The sequence below is a fragment of the Pseudomonas sp. UYEF17 genome, from assembly GCF_040546125.1.
Taxonomy (GTDB): Bacteria; Pseudomonadota; Gammaproteobacteria; order Pseudomonadales; family Pseudomonadaceae; genus Aquipseudomonas; species Aquipseudomonas putida_Z.
In genome coordinates, this window is sequence record NZ_JBEPNE010000001.1 from 386,340 (window position 1) to 411,154 (window position 24,815).

Here is a 24,815-nt window from a genome sequence, read left to right on the forward strand (position 1 = left end):
GATCCCCCAACCACCCCAGCCCTAAGGTGACGCCCACGACAGCGAACCCGTGGAGTCACCATGACAACAACCAAGAATCCACCGCCGCAATGGTCGCGGCGGCGCGCCGAAAAGCAGCGCCGCCTTGACCGGGTCCGACACCTCGCCGACGGCGTGGTGCTGCCCACCGAGCGTATCGTCGAAGCCCTGGAACTGCTGCTGGCTCCCGGCGACCGGGTAGTGCTCGAAGGCAACAACCAGAAGCAGGCCGACTTCCTCTCGCGTGCGCTGGCCAAGGTCGACCCTGGGCGCCTGCACGACCTGCACATGATCATGCCCAGCGTGAGCCGCGCCGAGCACCTGGACCTGTTCGAACATGGCATCGCCCGCAAGCTCGACTTCTCCTTCGCCGGCCCGCAGAGCCTGCGCATTGGCCAGCTGCTGGAAGACGGCCTGCTCGAAGTCGGTGCCATCCACACCTATATCGAGCTGTACTCGCGGCTGCTGGTCGACCTGATACCCAACGTCACCCTGGTGGCTGGTTTCATGGCCGATCGCGATGGCAACCTGTTCACCGGCCCCAGCACCGAAGACACCCCGGCACTGGTGGAGCCGGCCGCGTTCAGCGACGGCATCGTCATTGCCCAGGTCAACCAGCTGGTGGACCGCGTGGATGACCTGCCACGGGTCGATATCCCGGCATCCTGGGTCGATTTCGTGGTGGTTGCCGACCAGCCTTTCTATATAGAGCCGCTGTTCACCCGCGACCCGCGCCATATCAAGCCGGTGCACGTGCTGATGGCGATGATGGCCATTCGCGGCATCTACGAAAAACACCAGGTGCAGTCGCTGAACCATGGCATTGGCTTCAATACCGCCGCCATCGAACTGATCCTGCCCACCTATGGCGAGTCCCTGGGCCTGAAGGGCAAGATCTGTCGCAACTGGACACTCAACCCGCACCCGACGCTGATCCCGGCCATCGAGACCGGCTGGGTGGAAAGCGTGCACTGCTTCGGCACCGAGCTGGGCATGGAGGACTACATCGCCCAGCGCCCGGACGTGTTCTTCACCGGCCGTGATGGTTCGCTGCGTTCCAACCGCATGATGTGCCAGCTGGCCGGGCAGTACGCCGTCGACCTGTTCATTGGCGCCACCCTGCAGGTGGATGGCGATGGCCATTCCTCGACCGTGACCCGCGGCCGCCTGGCCGGCTTCGGCGGTGCCCCGAACATGGGCCACGACCCCCGTGGCCGGCGCCATGCGACCCCGGCCTGGCTCGACATGACCGTGCCGGAAACCATGCTCGAACGCGGTCGCAAGCTGGTGGTGCAGATGGTCGAGACCTACCAGGAAGGCGGCAAGCCCACCTTCGTGGAAACCCTCGATGCCGTGGAAGTGGCCAGGAAAGCCGGCATGCCGCTGGCGCCGGTGATGATCTATGGCGACGACGTCACCCACCTGCTGACCGAGGAGGGCATTGCCTACCTGTACAAGGCCCGCAGCCTGGAAGAGCGCCAGCAGATGATCGCCGCCGTGGCCGGGGTTACCGCCATCGGCCTGCGGCACGACCCCAAGGACACTCAGCGCCTGCGCCAGCAAGGCCTGGTCGCCTTGCCCGAAGACCTCGGCATCCGCCGCACCGACGCCAGCCGCGAACTGCTGGCTGCGCGCAGCATCGCCGATCTGGTCGAATGGTCGGGCGGCCTCTACAACCCGCCTGCACGGTTCAGGAGCTGGTGATGAAAGCACTCGACTTGCAACCGCATGGGCTTCTTCGCCAGCACAGGAATAGTGATGCATCTGGAAATTGCGCGATCCTTGTGGGAGCGGGTTCACCCGCGAAGAGGCCAGCACAAGCAACCGAATTACCCCTGGCCGACCACCTGGCCGACCTGGCCGTGGAAGCCCTGATCGACGAAGCCGACCTGTCCCCCAAACCCGGCCTGGTCGACCGCCGTGGCAACGGCGCCCACCACGACATGACCCTGGCCCTGATGCATGCCTCGGCCCTGGCCCTGTGGCCATGCCTGCGCAACATCGCCGAAGCCGCCCAGGCCATCGGCACCCTCGGCCAGCCCCTGCGCGCCACCCTGGGCCGGCTCGGCCGCGAAGGCGAGGCGGCGATGCTGGCCGCCACCGGCGGGGTCAACACCCACCGCGGCGCAATCTGGGCCCTCGGCCTGCTGGTAGCATCCAAGGCCCTCGACACCCAGGCCGATACCAACACCCTGGCTGCCCGCGCCGGTCGCATCGCACTGTTCGACGACCCCGCCATGACCACCCAAGACAGCCATGGCCTGCAGGTACGCCGCCGCTACGGCACTGGCGGCGCCCGCGAACAGGCGCAACAAGGTTTCCCGGCGGTTATCGGTCACGGCCTGCCACAACTGCAGCGCAGCCGTGCCGCCGGTGCCAGCGAGCCACACGCCCGGCTGGACGCGCTGCTGGCGATCATGGCCGTGCTCAACGATACCTGCGTGCTCTGGCGCAGCGGCCCGACCGGGTTGGCTGCCGTCCAGCACGGCGCCCGTACCGTGCTGAGCGAAGGCGGCAGCGCCACGCTGGCCGGGCGCCGGCAGCTGCGCCGGCTGGACCAGCACCTGCTGCACCTGAATGCCTCACCGGGCGGCGCCGCCGATCTGCTGGCCGCCTGCCTGTTCCTCGACAAAGCCGGGAGCCTGTGACATGGAAACCCTGACCTTTCAATTCCCCGCCGCCGCCCCGGGGCGTGGCCGCACGCTGGTGGGCTGCGTCAGCTCCGGCGACCTTGAAGTGCTGATCGAACCCGGCACCGCCGGCAGCCTGCAAATCCAGGTGGTGACCTCGGTCAACGGCAGCGCTGCCCGCTGGGCGCAGCTGTTCCAGCGCCTGTTCGAGGGCCGCACCTGGCCGGCCGTGAACATCGACATCCATGATTTCGGCGCCACCCCAGGCGTAGTGCGCCTGCGCCTGGAGCAAGGCTTCGAGGAGATCGCCCATGACTGATATCGCACGCCTGCTGCACAGCCGCAGCTTTGTCGAACTGGGCGCCCGCCAGCGCGCCCGCGCCGTGCTCGACCCGGGCAGCTTCCGTGAGCTGCTGGGCCCGTTCGACCGACTGATGTCACCGTGGCTGCCGCGCCAGGGCATCGTGCCCCAGGCCGATGATGGCGTGGTCATCGCCAAGGGCCTGCTGAACGGGCGCAACGCTGTGGTTGCCGCCATCGAAGGCGGCTTCCAGGGCGGCAGCATGGGCGAGGTGGGGGGGGCCAAGATCGCCGGTGCGCTGGAACTGGCCATCGAAGACAACCGCAACGGCATCCCCACCTGCGCCGTGCTGCTGCTGGAAACCGGCGGTGTACGCCTGCAGGAAGCCAACCTGGGCCTGGCGGCGATTGCCGAAATACAGGCGGCGATTGTCGAGCTGCGCGCCTGGCAGCCGGTGGTCGGCCTGGTCGCAGGTTCGGTCGGCTGTTTCGGCGGCATGTCCATCGCCGCGGGCCTGTGCAGCCACTTGCTGGTCACCCGCGAAGCCCGCCTGGGCCTCAACGGCCCGCAGGTGATCGAGCAGGAAGCGGGCATCGGTGAATACGACGCCAAGGACCGCCCCTTCATCTGGAGCTTGACCGGCGGCGAGCAGCGCCACGCCAGCGGCCTGGTCGATGCCTATGTGGCCGATGACATCGAGGCGTTGCGCGAACGCTTGCTGCAATTGCTCGACGAGCCTTCAAGGGATCGCGCCGGTCAACACGCCTGGTTCCTCGAACGCCTGGCCCGGCTGGGCGATGGCTGCCCGCAACTGGATGCCGCTGCCGTGCGTGACCTTTACCAAGGAGAAGCCAAATGAACCGTGCCTTGAACTGGCTGCCGGGCCTGGCCGGCGGGCAAGCCTTGCCCGGCTACCCCGCGTCGTTGCGGGTAATCGACGGCGAACTGGACAACCGCCTGGCGCGTTTCATCGCCGTGGTGCCGGACGCCGACAACCCGTTCCCCCGGGCGCGCTCGGGCGAAGTCGGCCTGCTGGAAGGCTGGGGCCTGGCCAAGGCCGTGAGCGAAGCGGTCGAGGCTGACCGCCACGGCCAGAAGCGCGCCATCGTCGCGGTGATCGACGTGCCCAGCCAGGCCTATGGCCGCCGTGAGGAGGCATTGGGTATTCACCAGGCTTTGGCCGCTGCGGTGCAGGCCTATGCCCAGGCGCGGCTGGCGAGGCACCCGGTGATCGGCCTGCTGGTCGGCAAGGCCATGTCTGGTGCCTTCCTGGCCCACGGTTACCAGGCCCAGCGCCTGATCGCCCTGGACGATGCCGGGGTCATGGTGCACGCCATGGGCAAGGCGGCGGCGGCGCGCATCACCCTGCGCAGTGTCGAACAGCTGGAAGCCCTGGCCGCCGAGGTACCGCCGATGGCCTACGACCTGGCCAGCTACGCCTCGCTGGGCCTGCTGTGGCGCCGCCTGGCGGTGGACAACGCCGAGATGCCGAGCAGTGCCGACATCGCCCAGGTACGTGCCTGCCTGGCAGATGCAGTGCGCGACATCGGCAGCTCTAGCGACCTGTCATCGCGGCTGGCGGGCGAAAACCGCAGCGCCTCGCGCCAGGTGCGCGAACAGCTGCGCCGCCAGTGGCAGGGCGCTTGAGATGAACGCGCCAAGGCCGCACGACCTGCTCTGGGGCATGCCCGTATCGGGCCTGCCTGCTGATGCGCCGCGTTGGGCGCAGCATGTGCTGCTGAGCGGCCAGCCGGTGGTGGTGCGCCGTGCCACTTGTGCGGACGGCTGGGTGGCGGTGGGGTTGCGTGGCCAGGGCAGGGCGCAGCGGTCGGGTGTACTGATGCGGCTGGCCGATATCCAGTGTCAGCAAGGCCCCGAAGCGCTGCGCTGGCAAGCTGAAAGCCCTTGGCCTGCATTGCAGGCCCTGGCTTCGGTCGCCCCGGTACTGGATGCCAGCGGCCTGGCCTGGGGGCCGACAGGTGGGGTGGGGTACCAGATCGCCACCGGTATGGAGGTGGTACACGCCGACAGCGACCTGGACTTGCTGCTGCGCACGCCACAACCGCTGGCGCGGGCGCAGGCGCGTGAGCTGCTGGATATCCTCGATTGCGCGCCTTGTCGTATCGACCTGCAGCTGGAAACCCCGGCGGGTGCTGTCGCCCTGCGTGAGTGGGCCGGCTTCGCCCGCCGCGTGCTGCTCAAGTCGGCCCATGGCCCACGCCTGGTCAGCGACCCATGGGCAGCGATGGAGCGTGCAGCATGAGCAGCCTGTTCGCCTTCCCCGGCCAGGGCGCCCAGCAGGTGGGCATGCTGCAGCGCCTGCCTGAGGGTGCCGGGCAATTGCTGGAAGAGGCCAGTGACACCCTCGGCCAGCAGGCCCTGGCGCTGGACAGCCAGCAGGCCCTGCAGACGACCCGTGCCGTGCAGCTGTGCCTGCTGCTGGCTGGCGTGGCCTGGGCGCACTGGCTGATGCAGCGCAGCCCCGCGCCGGATTACGTGGCGGGCTTGTCGATTGGCGCCTACCCGGCGGCGGTCACGGCGGGCGCCCTGGGCTTTGCCGATGCCGTGCGCCTGGTTGCCCTGCGTGGCGAACTGATGCAGCGCGCCTATCCGCAAGGCTACGGCATGACCGCACTCAGCGGCCTGGACCTGGCCTGTGTCGAACGCTTGCTGAGCGATACGGGTGGCGAGGTGTATGTCGCCAACCTCAACAGCGACAACCAGATCGTCATCGCCGGCAGCGATGGCGCGATGGCTGCGGTTGCCGCCAAGGCACGTCGGCTGGGCCAGGGCGTGGCCCGGCGCCTGGCGGTCAGCGTGCCGTCGCATTGCCCGTTGCTGGATGGCCCGGCGGCCGAACTGGCCAGTGCGTTCGCCACGGTTGAGCTGCAGCGACCGCGTATCACCTACCTCAGCGGCAGCAGCGCACGGCCGGTGTTCGACCCACAGCGTCTGCGCGACGACCTGGCCGGCAACATGGCGCGGGTGATCGACTGGCGTGCTACGTTGCGCAACGCCTATGAGCGTGGCGTGCGCCTGCACCTGGCACTGCCGCCCGGCAACGTGCTCGGTGGGCTGGCCCGGCCGGTGTTCGAACAGGGCAGGGTGGTTGCTGTTGAAGGCACCCGCTGGGACACCCTGGATGCGCTGCTGCGCCAGGAGGTGGCCAACGAACGATGACAGCGGCACTGCGGCGGATGGTGATCCCTGTGGGAGCGGCTTTAGCCGCGAAGAATCCAACGCGGTGCATGGCACCGGCTGCGCCGGTGTTCGCGGCTAAAGCCGCTCCCACAGAGTTCAGTTCCATGGGGGCGAAAGCTGCACAAAAGTGTGTTTACGAAGAACAACAACAAGCAACTTCGACACTACCTGAGGACAACAACAATGATCATCTATGGTGTGGCACTGCTGGCGGTCTGCACGCTTGCTGGCGTCATCGTCGGCGACTTCCTGGGCGTGCTGCTGGGCGTCAAATCCAATGTGGGCGGGGTCGGCATCGCCATGATCCTGCTGATCTGCGCACGCCTGTACATGCACCGCAACGGCGGCATGAGCAAGGAATGCGAGTTCGGCGTGGGCTTCTGGGGCGCCATGTACATCCCGGTGGTGGTGGCCATGGCTGCCCAGCAGAACGTGGTCACCGCCCTGCACGGCGGGCCGGTGGCGTTGCTGGCGGCGGTGGGTGCGGTACTGGTGTGCGGTGCGACCATTGCCCTGATCAGCCGCAGCCACCGCGGCGAACCCTTGCCGGCAGTGGAGGCCGGCCCCGAAAGCAATGTGCAGGCTGCCCCTGCAGGAGGGCGTTGATCATGTGGCCGATCATTGACAATGCCCTGGAACACAACGGTTTGATCACCGCCTTCGCGGTGGTGGGCGCGATCATGTGGTTGTCGGTGGTGCTGTCGAAGTACCTGACCTTCGGCCGCGTGCACGGCTCGGCCATCGCCATCGTCATCGGCCTGGTGCTGGCCTGGGTCGGCGGCACCATAACCGGTGGCCAGAAAGGCCTGGCCGACATGGCGCTGTTCTCCGGCATCGGCCTGATGGGCGGGGCCATGCTGCGCGACTTCGCCATTGTCGCCACGGCCTTCGAGGTGCAGGCCACCGAGGCGCGCAGGGCCGGAATGATCGGCGCGGTGGCGCTGCTGCTCGGCACGGTGCTGCCGTTCATTGTCGGCGCTGCGGTGGCCTACGCCTTCGGTTACCGTGATGCGGTGAGCATGACCACCATCGGTGCGGGTGCGGTGACCTATATCGTCGGGCCGGTGACCGGTGCGGCGCTGGGGGCCAGCTCGGACGTGATGGCGCTGTCGATTGCCACCGGGCTGATCAAGGCGATCCTGGTGATGGTGTTTACCCCGGTATCGGCGCGCCTGCTGGCGCTGGACAACCCACGTTCGGCGATGGTGTTCGGCGGGTTGGCGGGGACGGTGTCGGGGGTGACGGCCGGGCTGGCGGCGACCGACCGGCGCCTGGTGCCGTACGGGGCGCTGACAGCCACCTTCCATACCGGGTTGGGTTGCCTGATGGGCCCGTCGATCCTGTACTTCTGCGTACGCGCCCTGGTCGGTTGACATCAATCTGCTGGACTGCGCAGCCCCCTTGTAGGAGCGGCCTTGTGTCGCGAAAGGGCCGCAACGCGGCCCCAGCGATATCCGCACCGCAGCCAAGATCCTGGGGCCGCTGCGCGCCCCATCGCGACACAAGGCCGCTCCCACAGGTACAGCGATAACCTCGAGAGCAATGCTGTACCTGTGGGAGCTGGCTTGCCGGCGATGAGGCCAGCACAGGCAGGACCCTGAGCTTTAGCGCAAGGTATTCTTGGTCAGCTCAACTTCGTTCATCAAAGCCTTGGCCAAGGCCGTGAGGTAATCGGCGGCGCCCAGGAACTTGTGGTCGTCCTCCATATCGCCTTCGCGCAGCAGGTGCTTGATATAGCTCAGCAGGATCGACACTTGCTCGTAGGCATCATCAATAGGAATGCCGGGCTGGACCCGCAGCAGATTGATCGGCGGGTTGCCGACCTCGAGGAAGGTCTCTGCGCCGATGGTGAGGATGACTTTGGGTTCGTCTGTCATTTTTTCAGGGTTCCAGTTCTCTAGTAAGGGAACTGCCACCAGAATCTTTCTCACGGATTGAAGGTGGCAGCCATACGTGGGGTGAGAAACCGAGGAGAATTGGTAAAGACTCGGCCAGGCAAAAGCCTGCCCACGTACGGCCACCATGACGGTGTTACCAAATCTACCCGTCGGGTTCTCACACCCGGTCGCCGGAGCGACCCGAAAACGTTATCCGTGAGGTGTTTCCCCGACAACAGCGATAGTTCGGCAGCGCGCGTAGGATAATTCCTAAGTGGGTTCATTCTGAAGCATTTGGTTTCATGTTCAGAAATGTCCTACGGAGGCTGCGCGGTCCTCTTGAAGCGACCTTGTGTCGCGATCGGGCCGCTACGCGGGCCCAGCAAGTTGCCGCGCTAGATGGCTCAGCCAAGCCTTGCTCAATGTCAGCCAATGTTGGAGGGTAATGAGGGAGCCTCATTTCTCTTCCATTTTTTTGACTTTGGATGAATGCGGTTGACATTTCCGGAGTGATCATAGCTTTCCTCCCAGCTTCTGACTTCACCTGTTTTTGGATTCCACTCGGTGGCGTGTGATCGCCCTCTAGTGGGTCCTTGGGTTCTAGCAGGAGATTCTCGCTCATAGTATCTGATTCTACCGTCCAATAAATGCCTCACTCTGACCGCTCTGGATTGAGCACCTTCCAATGCGTATGGTTTTTTGTCGAGAGTTGCAGTCGGCCTAAAGTCTCTGTTGGATATAAGCCCCAAGGGATCAAGCCATTCAATGGGGTTCGCTGCATAGGTGTAAACATTTAGTCCGCCTGCGAGTCAATTGGATCCTTACCTATAAATCGTCCAATTACTCGGGTCATAGTATCGATGCCGGTTATAATGCAGCCCTGCTCGATATCAAAATACTGTCCTTGAAAGCGCAGCGGATTGCGAATGGCCGGCTTCGTCATAGCGGTAGGTGCGTGCCGCTATGCGCTTGGACTCACCTTGTCGAGTTCTTGACTAATGGCTGACCCACGATAGGTAGATCGTCGTTGTCAATGCTTCAATCTGCGATATTTGGACGCTATCTATGCTGCTTTTTTCGTATGTCTAAATTGTAATGCGCGACTTTTTTAACATTTGGGACGGCGTCCTTGGATAAACGTTCTAGGATTTCAATAGGGGTTTTTTGATTTGCTGCAATAGCCTGCCTAACACGAGGTTCTTCGTCTCTGGATAAAAGCTGTATGCTGTCGAGGCCTAGCTTTCGTTTTCTAGCCACGGCGTGGCGAGTTCTCCAGTTAGCACTGCGGGCCAGTTTTGCAAGGATAATGATTGGTATAGTATTGTTTTGTGATATTATTAGCTCGTAATCCGCATGTTGCTCAATCATGCTTTCCCAGACGTGCATCTCGGCTTCGTCTGAAATCGCCCGACTTTTAAGTGTCGGGTCATCGCTTTCGATTAAGCTTAAAAATTCCGCTGCTGAAATTATCATTTCTTTTCCTGGCACTTTAATAGGTTTAAGTCTATCTGGCGACCAGTTGGGCCTTTGTGTTTCTTGCCACTAAGTATGTCCCCATGCTCATTAAGGTCGGCTAGCCATTCGAGCGTGCTATTTTTTGATTCAGTGAACAATTTCCAAGAACTACCGTGCTCGGTCTTATATGGTGAATATCAGTTATCGTCTTTGAGGCCTCTATAAAAGCTTACGTTGCCGGCTCCCGGTACATGGACGTTGCACCTTTTGGCTTAGCGATGAACGCTGCCGTGTGATGCATTTGCGTCAAGCGGGTGCCGCACGCGGTTTTCTCGCCATCGAGCGCGACAGGAGCTCCGTTGACGCGGTAGGTATTATTGCCCTCGATGATGGGGGGAATTCGCCCTTGCATAACGCGCACAATGTGCCTTTGCCGGCCATGGGTTCGCCGTTAAGGTTATTATTGCCTATGTAACCGATCACGACGCCTCCATGGTCCGTTGTGTCACCAATCCTCAATATGTTGTTCATTGAGGATACCCCTCAATCGGGCGCGAAATGACTATGGAGATCAAAGTCTGTGTTGAGTATTGGTGTTGTAACTCCTTGCGGGCTTCTGGTTGAGATTATGAATTTATCAATGCTTTTATCGACGACTCTTGAGCCATCAATAACTGAAAACAAGCTGAATAGTGTTGCTTTTACAGTCTCTTCTATGACTGTGTTGAAAATGTCGATATCTTCTTTTTGGAGGGATAAGCGCCAGTCTGCAATGGTTTTCAATGTTTTGTCAGGGTTCCTTCCAGGGGGTGAGGTGAATATTTCTTTTAGATCATTAACTGTTGCCTCTTTGACGCTGGTGTCTATGTGTGAAAGAAAATCGTCTCTAGTCATGGCTTTTCCCAATGTCCTATGTCTACTTGGCAAGTGATGTAGGATACGTTTCTTTATTGAGGTTTATCAAGTTTTGAAGGCATTCATTTGGCGCTCCGGTGTGGGCTCTTAGATCTCTTATGTCTTTTGCAAGGAGTTGCCTTGCACTTCCAGTATAGATCCCTTTTTGGGTTGGGATTCGTATGTGCTCTGCCCTCGGAACGGCAATTGCTGGTGCAGATATATAGTTGTAGTCAGGGATGACCTGCGAGGCTGGATGAGCTTGCATCGCGTGGTGGATGTCGAGCTTATCACCAAGCATGGACCGGTTTTTTAGATTGCCATATATTCCTATATCATATTTAGAGCATGGATTGCATGGGCAGTTGGATAGTCCGAATGGATCAGTCCAAGCTGTAGTGTTCGGGGCGTATTGGTATACGTTTAGGCCGCCGGCAAATCTAATTGGATCAATGCCTATGAAGCGACCGGTAGCAGGGTCGTAATATCGATATCTATTGTAATGTAAGTTGGTTTCTATATCGAAATGTTGACCTTGAAAGCGAGTGTTGGTGTATTCATGCTCTGGTGGGTCGATGCTGACCTGTTCTACTGTTGATCCCCAAGCCTTGTAGCTTCCTTTCCAAAGTATCTGTCCGCTGGCGCCGGTAGTTTCCATTGGCGTACCGAGCTGATCACACTGGTACCAGCCAAGAGCGTCGAACGGCTTCGGTGTTGGCTTCTGCTGCCAAACCGGATCTCTGTCGATGGCATACGGGAAGTCGTAATGCGGCTGATGCAGCATCTCCTCGATGTGATTCATCACCCCTTGCGCAACCGGAACGAAAGTCCCCGGTTCAAACACATAGTGCGTAGTCCGCCCCTTACCATCCCGACCGCGCTGCTCGAACGCCAGCGTATCGCCGTCCCAGATGAACAGCGTCAGATCGCACCCCAGCTTTTCATCCAGCGCACGCCGCGCATTCTCGTTCCAGACCGGCCCAGCTTGTATCCGTTTGCGGTACTTCGAGCGCGAGTCCTTGTACACCCGGCGGCCTAACGCGTCATAGCCAAATTCGACAACCAGCCGCTCATCCTCGTAGCGCCGCAGCCGGTCATACAGGTCCCAGGTAAACTTGCCTGTCTTGCCGTTCTCAATCCGCTCCTGCAGGTTGCCGCGCTCGTCGTACCGATACTGCGTGCCGCAGTAACTGCGCAGCACGTTGTCCATCAGCTTGTGCGGCGAGTGCGGATTAGGATTGGGTGGTGCCTCGGGGTCCAGCAGGTTGCTCGCCGGGTCGAAGGCGAAGGTTTCCTTCTCGTAGTTGCGGCTGGCTTCGAGCAAACGGCCAACCGGGTCGTAGCGATAGTGCAGGTCGCCACGGTTGAGGTCGTCGATGTGGCATAGCTGGCCGGCTTCGTCATAGCGGTAGCTGCGCGCCGCTATGCGTCTGGATTCACCTTGGCGAACCAGTGTCTGCTCCAGCAACTGGCCATTCGGGCTCCAGGTCTGGCGCTGGACCAGGCCATTGCCTTGCACGCGGCCGATCTCCCGGTGCAGATCATCTCGCTCGTAGCTGATCAGCTCCTGGTCATCGAGCTTGAGCGCAAGCAGGTGGCCGCTGCCGTAGGTCAGCCAACTGACCCGATGCCCATCGGGGCGGGTGGTGGCGATGCGTTGGTTGAGGGCGTCGTACTCATGCCTGAACACGGCAACCTGTGGCTTGACCAGATAATCCAGCCACTGATGCTCGCGCGTGTTGTTGCCGGCAGCATCGTAGAACCATTGCAGCCTGCAGGCCTCATTGTTGGCCGCCAGCAGGTTGCCATTGCCGTCATAGGCAAAGGTTTCAACCTCCCACTTGTCACCGCCACGCCGAGCGGCCTTGCGCTGGATGAGCCGGCCCATGGGGTCGTACTCGAAGTGCGTGGTCCTGTCGCCATCCACGCGGCGGGTGGGCAGGTTGCTGCCGTTGTCGTAGAGGTAGTGAGTGGTCTCTTTGTCGAAGCCGGTTTCCTTGAGCAGCCGCCCGACGGGGTCATATTTGAAGCTGGCTTCGCTGTTGTTCTCGTTGCGCAGGCGTACCAGTTGGCCGAGCTTGTCCCAGTGGTAGGTGAGGGTGGTGTCGTTGGCGTTGTGGCGCTGGTGAATCAACCCTGCTTCGTTGTAGGTCCAGGCGGTTCGGCGATGCAGGGCATCCGTATGGCTGAGCAAGCGGCCTTCGGCATCACGTTCGAAGCGTTCGGTGGTCTTGTCCGGGTGGATGAGCAACACCAGCTGACCGGCTTCGTACTGGTATTCGGTGGCATCGCCGGCGGCGTTGATCAGTTTGGCCAGTTGCCCCAACGCGTTGTATTTCCACTGCGTGGTCTTGCCTGAGCAATCGGTGTAGCTCGTCAGCTGGCCATCAGGGTTATAGGCCAACTTCTTCTCACCGCCGTTGGCGTCGGTGATGGCGATGGGCAGGTTGTCGCTGTTGTAGGTATAGAGGGTCTTGTTCTCCAGTGGGTCCTGGGTTTCGATGATGTTGCCGCGCTGGTCATGGTCGTACTTCCACAGGCCGCCCTCGGCATCGCGGGTCTTGAAGCGCTGGTCTAGGTCGTCGTAGGCGTGGTGGACGGTCGTGTAGTCCGGGCGTGTGTGCTGCAGCAGATTGCCGCGGTTGTCATAGACGTAGTGGTCAGCGGTGCCATCAGTATGCACATGCTGGGTAACGTTCTTGTCCCTGTCACGGTACAGCCATTCTTCGTCACCATTCGGGTGGATGATGCGGTAGGTGTAACCCAAGCTGTCGTAGAAGTGCCGGGTCTGGTTGCCGTTGGCATCGGTCACGCGGGTCAGGCGAATATCTGGGTCCCAGTTCAATCGGGTATCCAGGCTGCCGTCGTCGGCCCACTCGCGGATGGCCTTGGCGTCGGAGCCTCCGCCGACCCATTCAAGGTTCATGCCCCGGCCCGTACGGTCGGTGTAGCGGGTGATCAGGTGATGGGCGTACTGGTAGGTCCACTGCGCGCCATGTTCGTCACGCGCACTGCACAGGTCGCCCTGGGCATCGAATTCATAGCCAGCGACTTGACGCTCTGGCTGGCCATCACGCATCAACCACAGGGCGACGATCTGGCCGTGATCGTCCAGTTGCGTGTGGATGTGCTGATGGGCGGTTTCGTACTGGTAGGTCACCAGGTCGGACAGCACAGAACGGTCGGCATGGCGGTGCTCATAGAACAGTGCGATGCGTGCACCGCCCTGATGCGAGATCAGCTCCAGCCGGAACTGGTCACCGTCGCGCACGTACACCTCATGCATCACATGCCCGCGCGCCAGCACCAGCTTGTCAGCCTCTGGTCGTCCGACCCACAGGTTTTCGATCGGGTCGTGGTGATGCTTGCTGACATCAGGCAAGGGGTAGTGCTGGCTACGGCCATCGATGCCGTGGTAGACGAGCGTGTCCCCGGCCAGGTCGAAGCGGCTGGAGAACGGCGTGATCCAGCGGGCGCCGAACGGGCTATGGTCGTAGGCGCCTAGAGTCGAGCGATAGGTTCTGTTCCAGTTGATGGGAAACACGCCGGGTAGCGCGAAGTCCGTGTGGCTGATCGTTTCGCTGCCCAGGGCAAAGCTGATGCTGCATCCTGTGCCACCGGCGACCCCGGCTTTGCGGCAGTTGGGGTCGGCTCGGGCAGGGCGTTGCCGCGGGGCTGCTTCCGTGCCGTTTTGTGGGTGAACGCGCCGCACTTGGGTGACCCTGCCGTCGGCATTCACGTTGGCCCGCATCACTACAGGCTTGCGCTTGCTCAGGGCCAGCTTCAACGCATCCAGGATCGCCGCCAGGCTGCCTGGCGTGGCCTTGTTGCCGGTCTGGGCGATCTTGTTGCCTGCCATTCGGCCGAGGCTTTCCAGGCTGAGCGCAATGGGTTCGAGCAGTGCCAGCAGTTTTGGGTCCGGCCCCAGGCCAAGCTGGTCTCTGCTCAAGCCGTAGCCGGTTTTGCGTTTGGCGTAATCGGAGGCTTCGGCAACCAGGCGTAACCCCGGGAAGATAACGGTCAGGGCAGTGCTTTTGACGGTGCCGTCTGCGGCCGAGCGGATAAGGTCTGCGAAGAACTGGCAGATATCCACGACCTTCTGCGCAAAGCCGGCCAGGATGGTTTGTAACTGCCGGTCGATTTCCTTGACGAAGTTTTCCAGGTCGCCCCGGCAGACGTCGGCGAGGGCGTTTTCCATCGCGATCAACAGGGCTTGGGCCATGCCGTCCTTGGAGGAAGCCCTCGCGGACTTCAACACCGGCCGCATCACTTTGCGAGCGGGACTCATGCCGGGTATCGGTGCAATGGCGAACAGGTTGATGCCAAGGCCAACCCAGTTGAACAGGTCGGCCCGGTATTCCGGAGTGCCCTGGACAAGGCTGATGATGTCCCCGATGGCGTCGGTGGCGGCGAATACCGAACCGGCGACGGGCAATACCTCCGCGACGGTGATGACGGTGCGCCAGTTGACCAGATGGCCGGTGAGGTCAGTCAGCCATTGCGCCAGCAATTCGGTGCTGGCGCCGACATCGTCCTGGTCGAAGGTCTCGGTGGGGGCGACGACGCCGGAGCATTTATCCATGGTGGGTACCCCAGGTGACGGGATGAATCATCCAGGCTGGAGTGAGGGTATTTGGGGTAACGCGTAGAGTGTGTTGTGTGCTCATTAGTGTTCCTGCTGTTCATTCCATCGGGCAGGTGAACGCCGGCATGCAGCCTCCTGGCGCATGCGGGCACGTGTGGTGAATTGCACGGGGTGCAAGCACCGGACACTAACGAGGCAAGGGTTCCGGGTCGCTAGTCCGGCTTCCGAAAGATGTGTAGGAAAGTTCGACTCGTGGCGTTACAGGGTGTTGGGGATGTAATAAGTGGTCACAGGCAGGCCCTTGAACCAAGCGACGTGATGGATGGCACCGGCTGCGCCGGTGTTCGCGGGTGAACCCGCTCCCACATCGACCGTATCGGCTTCAAGCCATGTGCAGTAACTGTGGGAGCTGGCTTGCCTGCGATGAGGCCAGTACGGGTAGCGACTTGTTGGCTGCGAAGCGCCGCCCGCGCGGCGCTCGACCTCACAGGCGCTGAGAATCTTGTGACAAGCACCTGCAACCCACCCCCCGTTTCGGGGAAAACCGCTGGGGAATCCTCCCCAACCTGTTTCGTTTGCCGCTGCAACCAACTGAAAACAAAAGCAATCCGCTCCTGGCATACACCTTGCTCCAGCTCCACGCAGAGATCCTGTGTCCCGGAGGTGCAGCATGTCTATGCCACTCAAAGGCCCCATCCTGTCATCACTCGTTCTGGCCTTGCTCGGCTGGGAGTCGACCAGCGAAGCCGCCGTGCAGTGCCAGCGCACCCTGGTCGCCAACGTGGTGGCGCTGGACCAGCCACTGATGTTCAACCGCCTTGGCGCGCAAAACGCCAACGGCATGATGTTCGCCCTGCGCGAGGATGTGGTGGACGACAAGATGGTCCCCCTCAGCAGCGGTGGGGCGGCAGTACCGGGCAAGGTCACCCTGCGCCCGGACAAGCGCCCGCGGCCCATCGTGCTGCGGGTGGCCGCCGGTGAATGCCTTACCGTCAACCTGACCAACCTGCTCGACTACAAGGCCAACCCCAACAAGCACGGCATCGAGGCCGAAGAGGCTGAGGGCGAAGAGGAGGGACCGGAGCTCGAAAACGAAGCCGCCGAAGGCTTCGTCGCCGACGAGCAGGTGGCCGAGCGCATGGTCGGCTTCCAGGTCAACGGCATGCAGGCGGTCAACAGCATCGCCGACATTTCTGCCTACACCGGGCGTAACGGCAACTTCTTCGTCAGCCCCGGCAGCACCCGCAGCTATACCTTGTACGCCGAACGCGAAGGCGCTTTCGCCGCTACCAGCAAAGCCGCCACCTTCGGCGGCGAGGGTACTGCGGGCAACGTTGCCAACGGCCTGTTCGGCCAGGTAGTGGTGGTGCCCAAACTCGGCCGCACCTACCGCAATACCCTCACCGAAGAAGAAATGCGCCTGGCCACCACCGGCCGTACCGCCACCGGCCAGCCGGTGATCGACTACGAAGCCCGCTACCCGCAAATGCAACCCTGGATCGCCGAAGGCAAGGCTGGCAAGCCGATCATTGCCATGGTCGACGGCAACCAGATCATCAACAGCGAAACCGATGCCATCGTCATGGGCCCCAACCCCGATGGCAGCTTCCCCAAATCCACCTACCCGCTGGAAAGCCTGGGCAAGCGCAACCCGGCGCTGCCCAACCGCCTGGAGGCGTTCCGTGACTTCGCCTCGCAGTTCGCCGACGAGGTCGCTGGCACCCAGGCGTTCCCTGGCTACTGGGCCGACCCGGTGATGGGCCACGTACTGGAACCCACCCGCGACTCGTTCATGATCAACTACGGTTCCGGTGGCATGGGCGCCGAAGTGGTGGCCAACCGCCTGGGCGTGGGGCCGATGCACGACTGCCTGTCGTGCGCCTACGAGGAGTTCTTCCTCAGTGCGCACACTGTCGGTGACGTCGGTACCTTGGTGGACGTGCCGGCCAACGTCGGCCTGGAGCACATCCGCCCTGGTGAGGTACCACCGGCCAGCGCAATCGGGGTCAAGGCCAGCATGGCCCTGTTCCCGGCGGAACCGGCCAACGTGCACCACAGCTACATCGGTGACTTCACCAAGTTCCGCAACACCCACAACGGCCATGAGCAGCACATCTTCCACCTGCACGGCCACCAGTGGCTGTTCAACCCCAATGACGACAATTCCGACTACATCGATGCCCAGGGCATCGGCGCGGGGGTCGGCTACACCTACGAAATCGCCAACGGCGGTTCGGGCAACCGCAACCGGGTGGCGGGCGATGCCATTTACCATTGCCACTTCTACCCGCACTTCGCCCAGGGCATGTGGGCCATGTGGCGGGTGCACGACGTGTTCGAGGAAGGCACCCGCCTTGAGGTGAGCGGGCAGGGCGAGAACGGCTTCCACAACACCCCGTTCGCCCTGCGCAGCGGCAAGCCGGCGGTTGGCGCCCGGGCCCTGCCCGATGGCGAGATCGTTGCCGGCACGCCGATCCCGGCCATCGTGCCGCTGCCCGGCAAGGCCATGGCGCCGATGCCAGGCAAGGTGGTGGTGGTACCGAAGCTGTCCGAAGAGCTGGTTGCCGCCAATGATGATGACGACGAGCCCGAGGAAGAAGAGGATGAGGAGCCAGCCAACCAGGCGCCGGTTCGCAAGGCTATAGGCTCGCTGGCGCTGGTCGACCGCAGCGACGCCAACCGCAACGCCGACGGCACCTTGAAGAACCCTGGCTATCCGTTCTGGATCGGCGGCATGGAAAGCAGCGTGGGCAACCGCCCACCAACCCCGCCACTGGACATGCTCGACCCGGCCATGGCACGCCAGCTCAAGGAAAGCGGCAAGGCACTGTGGGCCAACCTCGACCCGAACCAGGTCGATGGCTGGGATGGCGGCCTGGGTCGCCACGCGCTGGACGGCGTATCTGCCGGCGGCGAGGCCGAAACCACCACCACCAAGCTCGATTTCACCAAGGTGGTACACAAGGCCAAGCCGATCTACCTGCCCGAAGAGGGCACCGATGTCGAGCAGGCGGCCATGCAATTCCACGCCCTGGCCGAACACCCAAGCTTCGCCCTGATCCCCGGCAGCCAGCCGGTGGCCAAGGCGTTCCGCACCAACGGCGCCTTGCCGACTGCCGGCGCGCCGTTCTACGAGCCGTGCATGGATGACCGGGGCAAACGCCTGACCCAGTCTTCCGGGGTAGGCGAGTACTTCAGCGGCGAGAGCCTGTCGGGCCTGAACTTCCGTGGCGCCTCGGCCTTCACCGCTGACCGCCCACGCATCTACAAGGGCGCCAACATCCAGTTCGACGCGGTGTACAACAAGGTCGGCTACCACTTCCCGCAGGCCCGCATCATCGCCCTGTGGGAAGACGCCTGGCCGGTGATCACCAAGCAGCGCCCGCCAGAGCCGCTGGTGATGCGCATGAACACCTTCGACTGCACCATGTACCAGCACACCAACCTGATCCCGAACATCTATGAGATGGACGACTACCAGGTGCGCACCCCGACCGACGTGATCGGCCAGCACATCCACCTGCCCAAGTGGGACCTGACCGCCGCCGATGGCTCGGCGAACGGCTGGAACTACGAAGACGGCATCCTCTCGCCCGGCAGCGTGGTCGAGCGGGTGCAGGCCATTCGTGCCTACAACGGCTGCACCCAGGGCGATAGCCGCGACGGCACCGCCGCCTGCCCGCAAGCCCGGCAGCACCCGTACTTCGGCCGCTTCGGCAGGGCCGACTGGCTGGGCGCACGCACGGCCATGCAGCGCTGGTTCGCCGACCCGCTGGTGAACGTGTACAACGTCGACCGTGGCCTGGGCACCATCTTCACCCACGACCACCTCGGCCCATCGACCCACCAGCAGCTTGGGCTGTATGCCACCGTATTGGCCGAGCCGGCCAACTCCACCTGGTACCACGCCGAAACCGGCGAGAAGCTGTACAACCCGGCCACGCGCCAGGACGGTGGCCCGACCTCGTGGCAGGCGGTGATCCAGACCGGTGACCACGATGGTGACGGCAAGAACGACAGCTACCGCGAGTTCTTCCTGGAATACAGCGACTTCCAGCACGCCTACGAGGCCGGTGTGTACGTCGGCGCCGGGCCGGACGGCATCCCCAATGCCCAGTCGTACCCGGCCACCGCCGACAGCTTCCGCTACGCCATCAACCCGCCGGTGCGAGGCAAGGCGTCGAACCTGCTGGAGGCCATTGTCGAGGAGCGCGGCGGCATCAACCCCGGTTGCCCAAGCCGGCCCTGCCCGCAGGCGATCTCGGTGGATGACCCGGGCATGTTCGTCGTCAACTACCGCAACGAGCCCCTGGCCCTGCGTGTGTACGACCCGAACAAGGTCGGCCCGGACGGCAAGCGTGGCATGCAGGCCGACGGCCTGGCCGGCGACCTGAGCTACGCCTTGCAAACCCGTACCGACCGCGCCATCCCGGCACTGAACCTTGCGCCCTCGGCGATCACCTCGGCGGTCGGCCCCACCGGCGGCACCACGCTGTTCCCGCCGCACATCAACGCGGCCGGCAGCGAACCGGGCGACCCGTTCACCCCGATGCTGCGCACCTACTCCGGTGACAACGTACGCCTGCGCATGCACGCCGGTGGCCATGAAGAGGAGCACAACATCACCTTGCATGGCGTGAAGTGGCTGCAGAACGGCACCGGCTACGGCAACAGCTCCAACTCGGGCTGGAAGGCATCACAGATGATCGGTATTTCCGAACAACTGGGCTTCATGGCACCGGTGTCGATGATCTCCAGTTCGGCAGCCACCAACGGTGACTACCTGTATTCGCTGGATGCGGCACTGGAGGGCTACTGGAACGGCATCTGGGGCATCATGCGCAACTACACCGCGCAGCGTGCCGACCTGTTCCCGCTGCCCAACAACCCGCAGCCGGTGGCCATGCGCAACACCGTGAACTTCGATGGCATCTGCCCGAAAACCACGGCCAACCCCAACGGCATCGGCAGCCGCCCCACGGTCAAGCGCAGCTACGAAATCGTCGCGGCACTGGCCAACGACATCCTCGAGAACCGCAACGGCGTCAGCATCAACGACCCGGCCGGTGTCGGCCAGCATGTCGGCGGACCGCTCAAGGCCAACGGCGGCACCCTGGTGTTCAACAGCCGCAAGACCGCCATACCGCTGGTCAGTGGGGTAGACCCCGAAGATGGGGAACCCTTCACCATCGGTGGCCACAGCGCGCCGCTGCACGACCCGACCGCGATCCTGTACGTGCGCAAGGCCGACTTGGACGCCACCACCGGCAAGCTGAAGGCGGGTGTGCCCGTGGAGCCGCTGGTGCTGCGCGCCAACGCCGGCGAGTGCATCAGCATCACCCTGGAAAACCGCCTGCCACTGGTGATGCCGGACCTGCCCAGCACTGCGGTGATGCACAACGTGGTCAAGCGTGACCGCTTCGACAGCGAGGGTGCCACCGCCTTTGCCAACAACTTGATGCGGCCGTCCAGCCACGTGGGCCTGCATGCCCAGCTGCTGGCCTACGACATCACCAAGTCCGACGGCGCCAACGTCGGCCTCAACCCGGTGCAGACCGTGGCCCCGCGTGCCGGCACCAGTGGCGCCTGGCCGACCCGTACCTACCAGTACTATGCCGGCCACCTGGAGCGTGAAGGCAAGCCGGTGTCGCAACTGGGCCGCACGGTGGACAACATCAACACCACGGCCATCGAGTTCGGCGGCCTCAACCTGACCCCGTCGGACTTCATCAAGCAGCCGCAGAAAGGCCTGGTGGGTGCCATGAGCATCCTGCCGCAGACCGCCACCTGGACCGAGGACGGCGCAACACGGGCCCAGGCCACGGTCAAGGTCACCGGCCAGCCGGATTACCGCGACTTCGTCACGGTCTGGCAGCGTGCGCTGAACATGCGCTGGGCCGACGGCCGCCCGGTGGAGGGCATCAATACCGAAGGCAACGGCGCCGCCGGCGACCCGCAGGACAACGGCAACATGGCGGTCAACTACAAGACCGAACCCCTGTGGCTGCGCTTCGGCATGGCCCCCGACTCACCCTTCGGCCGCGCCGGTGGCCTGGGCTTTGGCGATGTGCCCAACGCCCACATGGCCTACGCCAACGCCCTGGTCGGCGGCGACCCGCAAACCCCGGTGCTGTACGCCAAGCCCGGCCAGCCAGTGCGCAACCATATCGTGATGCCCAGTGGTGGCAGCCGCGGCATGGTCTACCAGCTGGATGGCCACTTGTGGCCGCTGCACAACTACCAGGCCGAGAAGAACGACGTGGACGGCTACCCGCTGAGCCTGCCTGGCATCGGCTCGGTGCGCTTCGGCTACAACCCGATGGCCATGTACATCGGTGCCCAGGAAAGCGTGCTGCCGGCTGCGCACTTCAGCTTCATGCTGCCCAGTGCCGGCGGCGCCAACGCGGTGGCGGGTGACTACCTGTTCCGCGACTACGCCGCCTACGGCAACCTCTCGGGGCTGTGGGGGATCTTGCGGGTGACCAATGAAGCGCCGCCGGCAACGGCACCGGCGCAGTGACGGTAAATGGGGGCGCGAACATGAACAAGAAAACCCGCCTTGCATACATGGGGGTAGCACTGGGGGCTGTGCTGATCGGCCTGGGCGTGGCCTATGAAAGCCTCTGGTGCGATCCGCGCGAGTATTTGCAGGGCTCTGACGACCCGCAGGCCCCGCACCGGCTCAGCCGCGACGGCGTGACCGTGGAGTTCGAGGCCCGGCCGCTGGCGGGGGGCGAGCTGCAGGAGGGCAGCTTCGCCAACATCCGTTTCAAGGTCAGCGACCAGGCCAGTGGCCAACCGCTGTCGGGCATGGCCCCGGGGGCGTGGATCGACCCGACGCAGTCGGCCCCGGAGGGCGACCGCGACCAGAGCTGCAAGGCCCGTGTCGCGCTGTTCCTCAAAAGCAGTATCGGCGCCCGGCCGTTGCTCGACCTGAACAGCTACTTCCTGTTGATGATGAACAAGGACGCCAGCCTGACGGTGATCGACCCGACCGTTTCGGTGGGCGGCGTGACCAGCACCATGGCCCGCATCGACCTGCCTGGGCGGCCCATGGACTGGGTGGCCACCGGTGACGACAAGCTGGTGTTCGTGTCCATCCCGGAGCGCGGCAAGGTCTCGGTGATCGACACCGAAACCTTCACCCGCGTGGCCGACCTGAACGCTGGCGACCAGCCCCTGCGCGTGGCCCTGCAGCCGGACCAGCACCGGCTGTGGGTAGGCAACAACAGCAGCGACCCGGCCAAGGGCGGGGTAACGGTGATCGATGTACCGGGGCGCAACACTCTGAAAACCTTCAACACCGGCGGCGGCCACCACGAAATCGCCTTCAGTGCCGACTCGCGCTACGCCTATGTCAGCAACCGCGACAGCGGCACCCTGAGTGTCATCGACATCCCGGAAATGCGTCTGGCCAAGACCATCAAGGTTGGCCCGCACCCACTGTCGGTCAGTTATTCGGCGTTGTCCCAGGCGGTGTACGTGGTCGATGGCGAGGAGGGCAGCGTGCGCGTGTTCGACGCCCGCAACCACCAGCTGCGCCACACGGTCCAGGCCGCCCAGGGCCTGGGGCCGATGCGCTTCAGCAGCGATGGCCGCTACGGCATCGTGCTCAACACCCTGGAGAACCAGGCCCTGGTGATCGACGCCAGTACCGACAAGCTGATCCACCAGATCCCGGTGGCGGCCGAACCGTACCAGCTGACCTTCACCAAGGGCTATGCCTACGTGCGCGGCCTGGCTTCGCCGAAGGTGAGCATGATCAACCTGGCCAGCCTGGGCGAAGGGCGTTCGCCGATCATCCAGGGCTTCGAGGCTGGCCCGGCGGCGCCACGCCAGGCCGGTGACCTGCCGCTGGCCCAGGGGCTGTCGGTGTCGCGTGACGACAATTCAGTGTTCGTGGTCAACCCGGTGGACAACACCACCTACTTCTACGCCGAAGGCATGAACGCACCGATGTCCGGCTACAACAACCGTGGCCACCAGGCCCGCGCCGCCATCGTCGTCGACCGCAGCCTGCGCGAACTGGCCCCGGGCGTGTACGGCTCGACGGTGAAGATGCCCGCCGCCGGCAAGTTCGACGTGGCCTTCCTGCTCAACCAGCCGCAGATCATCCACTGCTTCAGCACCGACGTGACTGCGGCGCCGAATGCCGGCAAGCGCAAGGGCGCCCACGCCGAGTTCATCGGCCTGGACCGGCCGTTGTCGCAGCACAGCGCCGTTACCGCGCGGGTGCGCATCGTCGGCGACGACGGCCAGCCGCGCCTGGGCCTGAGCGACCTGAGCCTGCGCTACTTCCTGGCGCCTTCGTCCATGCCGCAAAACCTGCAACTGGAGGAGGTGGGCGAGGGCATCTATCAGGCAGCCCTGACCCTGCCCGAAGCCGGCGCCTGGTACCTGCACGTGCAGTCGCCGTCGCTGGGGCGCAGGTTCGCCGAGGAAAACTACACCAGCCTGCGCGTCCTGCCGGCCGCAACGTCCACCGTTTCCGAGAATGACGTGAGGAACCTGCGATGAACGCCAAGCATGCTTGCAAACTGTTGGCCCTGAGCCTGGCTTTTGCCGGCAACCTGGCCCAGGCCCATGGTGGCCACGACCACAACGGCCACGCCGAACAGCCGCCGGCGGTGCGCCAGGAAAAGGCCAGCGTGCGCTTTGCCGATGTCTCGCTGCTGAACCAGGACGGCATGCCGGTACGCCTGGAAAAAGACTTGGTGGGCGACCACCTGGTGGTCATGGGCTTCATCTACACCAGCTGCACCACGGTGTGCCCGGTGGTGTCGTCGATCATGGGCAAGGTCCAGCAGCAACTGGGTGGCCGGGTAGGGCAAGACATTCATCTGGTGTCGATCAGCGTCGACCCGCAACGTGACGACGCCAAGCGCCTGCAGGACTACGCCAAGGCCTTCCAGAAGGGGCCGGGCTGGAGCTGGCTGACCGGGACGCCGTACGCCATCAGCGAAACCCTCAAGGGCCTGGGCAGCTTCAGCGCCGACCTCAGCCAGCACCCGCCGCTGATTTTGGTGGGTGACGGGCGCACCGGGCACTGGACGCGCTACTACGGGTTCACCGACCCGGCAGTGCTGATCGACGAAATCAACCGCCTCGGCGCCCGCCGGGTGCATGCCAAGAGCACGGCCATTGCCGACCATCACGAGGTGCAACCATGAGCCAGGTAAGCAACCGCCGCGTTGCCATGCGCGGTTTTGACTGGCTGGTGCTGGGTGGCTGCCTGTGGATCCTCGCCTCGGTGGCGTTCGCCCATGAAGGCCATGCCCCGCAGGCACCAGAACCGCAGCCGGCACCGCAGGCGATGACCAGTGGCGGCGGCACCCGCGATGCCCAGACCTGGTTCACCGACACTGTGCTCAAGGACCAGAACGGCCGCGAGCTGCGCTTCTACAGCGATGTGCTCAAGGACAAGGTGGTGATGCTCAACGTGATCTTCACCCACTGCACCGACGCCTGCCCGCTGATTACCCGCAAGTTGCGTGAAGTGCGCGAGACCATGGGGCCGCAGCTGGCCAGCCAGGTGACCTTCGTGTCGATCAGCAGCGACCCGCTCAACGACACCCCCGAGGTGCTCAAGGCGTTTGCCGAGAAGCAGGGCGTGGATGGGCCCAACTGGGTGTTCCTGACGGGTGACAAGGCCAATGTCGACCTGGTGCTCGGCCGCATCGGCCAGTTCCTGCCCAGCCCCGAGCAGCATTCGACACAGCTGATTGCCGGCGACGTGGCCGGCAAGCGCTGGAGCAAGATCCGCCCGGATGCACCGCCTGCGGCGATTGCCCAGCGCATGCAGTTGCTGGCACTGCCTTTGGCAGGGCGGTGAGCATCATGCGCAGTACTTCGCC

The 24,815-nt window shown here is 63.6% G+C and carries 18 protein-coding genes and 1 pseudogene; 13 read left to right on the forward strand and 6 right to left on the reverse strand.

Going from position 1 to position 24,815, the window contains the following annotated elements; translation table 11 throughout:
* Positions 1-60: 60 nt before the first annotated feature.
* The 9 genes from mdcA to madM all read left to right on the forward strand — a co-directional run bounded on the left by mdcA (position 61) and on the right by madM (position 7,523).
* Positions 61-1,722, forward strand: a complete 1,662-nt coding sequence (gene mdcA, locus ABIB24_RS01870; protein WP_137164156.1) for a malonate decarboxylase subunit alpha — start codon at positions 61-63, stop codon at positions 1,720-1,722.
* Positions 1,722-2,666, forward strand: coding sequence for a triphosphoribosyl-dephospho-CoA synthase (locus ABIB24_RS01875; protein ID WP_025339386.1), 945 nt, complete (start codon positions 1,722-1,724; stop codon positions 2,664-2,666). Before mdcA ends, ABIB24_RS01875 begins: the two co-directional genes overlap by 1 nt.
* Position 2,667: 1 nt before the next feature.
* A complete protein-coding gene (locus ABIB24_RS01880; RefSeq protein WP_024087234.1) occupies positions 2,668-2,967 on the forward strand; it encodes a malonate decarboxylase subunit delta in 300 nt (99 codons plus the stop codon).
* The gene (locus ABIB24_RS01885) at positions 2,960-3,808 is read left to right on the forward strand and encodes a biotin-independent malonate decarboxylase subunit beta (RefSeq protein WP_025339385.1); all 849 of its coding nucleotides are present in this window, start codon (positions 2,960-2,962) and stop codon (positions 3,806-3,808) included. Before ABIB24_RS01880 ends, ABIB24_RS01885 begins: the two co-directional genes overlap by 8 nt.
* Positions 3,805-4,596: a biotin-independent malonate decarboxylase subunit gamma gene (gene mdcE / locus ABIB24_RS01890; protein WP_274079924.1), complete on the forward strand. Its 792-nt coding sequence runs from the start codon at positions 3,805-3,807 to the stop codon at positions 4,594-4,596. The genes ABIB24_RS01885 and mdcE overlap by 4 nt, the downstream gene beginning before the upstream one ends.
* A 1-nt stretch (position 4,597) precedes the next feature.
* Complete coding sequence (locus tag ABIB24_RS01895; protein ID WP_274079923.1) at positions 4,598-5,212, forward strand: malonate decarboxylase holo-ACP synthase; 615 nt, start codon at positions 4,598-4,600, stop codon at positions 5,210-5,212.
* Positions 5,209-6,129, forward strand: a complete 921-nt coding sequence (mdcH, locus tag ABIB24_RS01900) for a malonate decarboxylase subunit epsilon (protein ID WP_274079922.1) — start codon at positions 5,209-5,211, stop codon at positions 6,127-6,129. Before ABIB24_RS01895 ends, mdcH begins: the two co-directional genes overlap by 4 nt.
* 204 nt (positions 6,130-6,333) lie before the next feature.
* Positions 6,334-6,756 (forward strand): malonate transporter subunit MadL, encoded by a 423-nt coding sequence (madL, locus tag ABIB24_RS01905; protein ID WP_003258591.1) that lies wholly within the window; start codon positions 6,334-6,336, stop codon positions 6,754-6,756.
* Positions 6,757-6,758: 2 nt separating this feature from the next.
* Positions 6,759-7,523 (forward strand): malonate transporter subunit MadM, encoded by a 765-nt coding sequence (madM, locus tag ABIB24_RS01910; RefSeq protein ID WP_024087229.1) that lies wholly within the window; start codon positions 6,759-6,761, stop codon positions 7,521-7,523.
* Between the two features lie 231 nt (positions 7,524-7,754).
* Here the strand turns inward: madM and ABIB24_RS01915 are convergent, their stop codons facing one another.
* From ABIB24_RS01915 to ABIB24_RS01935, 6 genes and pseudogenes are all read right to left on the reverse strand, one after another.
* Positions 7,755-8,027 carry a DUF3077 domain-containing protein gene (locus tag ABIB24_RS01915; RefSeq protein ID WP_025339381.1) on the reverse strand — a complete coding sequence of 91 codons (273 nt, stop codon included), beginning with the start codon at positions 8,025-8,027 and terminating at the stop codon, positions 7,755-7,757.
* Positions 8,028-8,764: 737 nt separating this feature from the next.
* Positions 8,765-8,955 (reverse strand): annotated as a pseudogene (locus ABIB24_RS26760) (RHS repeat-associated core domain-containing protein); the annotation flags it as partial.
* Between the two features lie 131 nt (positions 8,956-9,086).
* Positions 9,087-9,500, reverse strand: coding sequence for a hypothetical protein (locus ABIB24_RS01920; protein ID WP_274079921.1), 414 nt, complete (start codon positions 9,498-9,500; stop codon positions 9,087-9,089).
* A 211-nt stretch (positions 9,501-9,711) separates the two neighbouring features.
* The gene (locus tag ABIB24_RS26765; RefSeq protein WP_488192529.1) at positions 9,712-9,894 is read right to left on the reverse strand and encodes a PAAR domain-containing protein; all 183 of its coding nucleotides are present in this window, start codon (positions 9,892-9,894) and stop codon (positions 9,712-9,714) included.
* A 131-nt stretch (positions 9,895-10,025) separates the two neighbouring features.
* Positions 10,026-10,376 carry a hypothetical protein gene (locus ABIB24_RS01930; RefSeq protein WP_137164150.1) on the reverse strand — a complete coding sequence of 117 codons (351 nt, stop codon included), beginning with the start codon at positions 10,374-10,376 and terminating at the stop codon, positions 10,026-10,028.
* Between the two features lie 22 nt (positions 10,377-10,398).
* Complete coding sequence (locus ABIB24_RS01935) at positions 10,399-14,958, reverse strand: RHS repeat-associated core domain-containing protein (protein WP_354316031.1); 4,560 nt, start codon at positions 14,956-14,958, stop codon at positions 10,399-10,401.
* Between the two features lie 673 nt (positions 14,959-15,631).
* On the opposite strand from ABIB24_RS01935, the gene mnxG reads away from it, so the two are divergent.
* The 4 genes from mnxG to ABIB24_RS01955 are packed head-to-tail and all read left to right on the forward strand — an operon-like array spanning position 15,632 to position 24,793.
* Positions 15,632-21,481 (forward strand): manganese-oxidizing multicopper oxidase MnxG, encoded by a 5,850-nt coding sequence (gene mnxG / locus ABIB24_RS01940; protein WP_274079797.1) that lies wholly within the window; start codon positions 15,632-15,634, stop codon positions 21,479-21,481.
* A 20-nt stretch (positions 21,482-21,501) separates the two neighbouring features.
* Positions 21,502-23,478 carry a cytochrome D1 domain-containing protein gene (locus ABIB24_RS01945; protein ID WP_354316032.1) on the forward strand — a complete coding sequence of 659 codons (1,977 nt, stop codon included), beginning with the start codon at positions 21,502-21,504 and terminating at the stop codon, positions 23,476-23,478.
* On the forward strand, positions 23,475-24,131 hold the full coding sequence (locus ABIB24_RS01950; protein ID WP_137164147.1) for an SCO family protein: 657 nt from the start codon (positions 23,475-23,477) through the stop codon (positions 24,129-24,131). The genes ABIB24_RS01945 and ABIB24_RS01950 overlap by 4 nt, the downstream gene beginning before the upstream one ends.
* Positions 24,128-24,793 (forward strand): SCO family protein, encoded by a 666-nt coding sequence (locus tag ABIB24_RS01955; protein ID WP_085665553.1) that lies wholly within the window; start codon positions 24,128-24,130, stop codon positions 24,791-24,793. Before ABIB24_RS01950 ends, ABIB24_RS01955 begins: the two co-directional genes overlap by 4 nt.
* The last annotated feature ends 22 nt before the right edge of the window (positions 24,794-24,815 follow it).

Bases quoted from the DNA above. Each gene is read 5' to 3' on its own strand.
- mdcA (WP_137164156.1), top strand. From the start codon at position 61: ATGACAACAACCAAGAATCCACCGCCGCAATGGTCGCGGCGGCGCGCC.
- ABIB24_RS01875 (WP_025339386.1), top strand. From the start codon at position 1,722: ATGAAAGCACTCGACTTGCAACCGCATGGGCTTCTTCGCCAGCACAGG.
- ABIB24_RS01880 (WP_024087234.1), top strand. From the start codon at position 2,668: ATGGAAACCCTGACCTTTCAATTCCCCGCCGCCGCCCCGGGGCGTGGC.
- ABIB24_RS01885 (WP_025339385.1), top strand. From the start codon at position 2,960: ATGACTGATATCGCACGCCTGCTGCACAGCCGCAGCTTTGTCGAACTG.
- mdcE (WP_274079924.1), top strand. From the start codon at position 3,805: ATGAACCGTGCCTTGAACTGGCTGCCGGGCCTGGCCGGCGGGCAAGCC.
- ABIB24_RS01895 (WP_274079923.1), top strand. From the start codon at position 4,598: ATGAACGCGCCAAGGCCGCACGACCTGCTCTGGGGCATGCCCGTATCG.
- mdcH (WP_274079922.1), top strand. From the start codon at position 5,209: ATGAGCAGCCTGTTCGCCTTCCCCGGCCAGGGCGCCCAGCAGGTGGGC.
- madL (WP_003258591.1), top strand. From the start codon at position 6,334: ATGATCATCTATGGTGTGGCACTGCTGGCGGTCTGCACGCTTGCTGGC.
- madM (WP_024087229.1), top strand. From the start codon at position 6,759: ATGTGGCCGATCATTGACAATGCCCTGGAACACAACGGTTTGATCACC.
- ABIB24_RS01915 (WP_025339381.1), bottom strand. From the start codon at position 8,027: ATGACAGACGAACCCAAAGTCATCCTCACCATCGGCGCAGAGACCTTC.
- ABIB24_RS01920 (WP_274079921.1), bottom strand. From the start codon at position 9,500: ATGATAATTTCAGCAGCGGAATTTTTAAGCTTAATCGAAAGCGATGAC.
- ABIB24_RS26765 (WP_488192529.1), bottom strand. From the start codon at position 9,894: ATGCAAGGGCGAATTCCCCCCATCATCGAGGGCAATAATACCTACCGC.
- ABIB24_RS01930 (WP_137164150.1), bottom strand. From the start codon at position 10,376: ATGACTAGAGACGATTTTCTTTCACACATAGACACCAGCGTCAAAGAG.
- ABIB24_RS01935 (WP_354316031.1), bottom strand. From the start codon at position 14,958: ATGGATAAATGCTCCGGCGTCGTCGCCCCCACCGAGACCTTCGACCAG.
- mnxG (WP_274079797.1), top strand. From the start codon at position 15,632: ATGTCTATGCCACTCAAAGGCCCCATCCTGTCATCACTCGTTCTGGCC.
- ABIB24_RS01945 (WP_354316032.1), top strand. From the start codon at position 21,502: ATGAACAAGAAAACCCGCCTTGCATACATGGGGGTAGCACTGGGGGCT.
- ABIB24_RS01950 (WP_137164147.1), top strand. From the start codon at position 23,475: ATGAACGCCAAGCATGCTTGCAAACTGTTGGCCCTGAGCCTGGCTTTT.
- ABIB24_RS01955 (WP_085665553.1), top strand. From the start codon at position 24,128: ATGAGCCAGGTAAGCAACCGCCGCGTTGCCATGCGCGGTTTTGACTGG.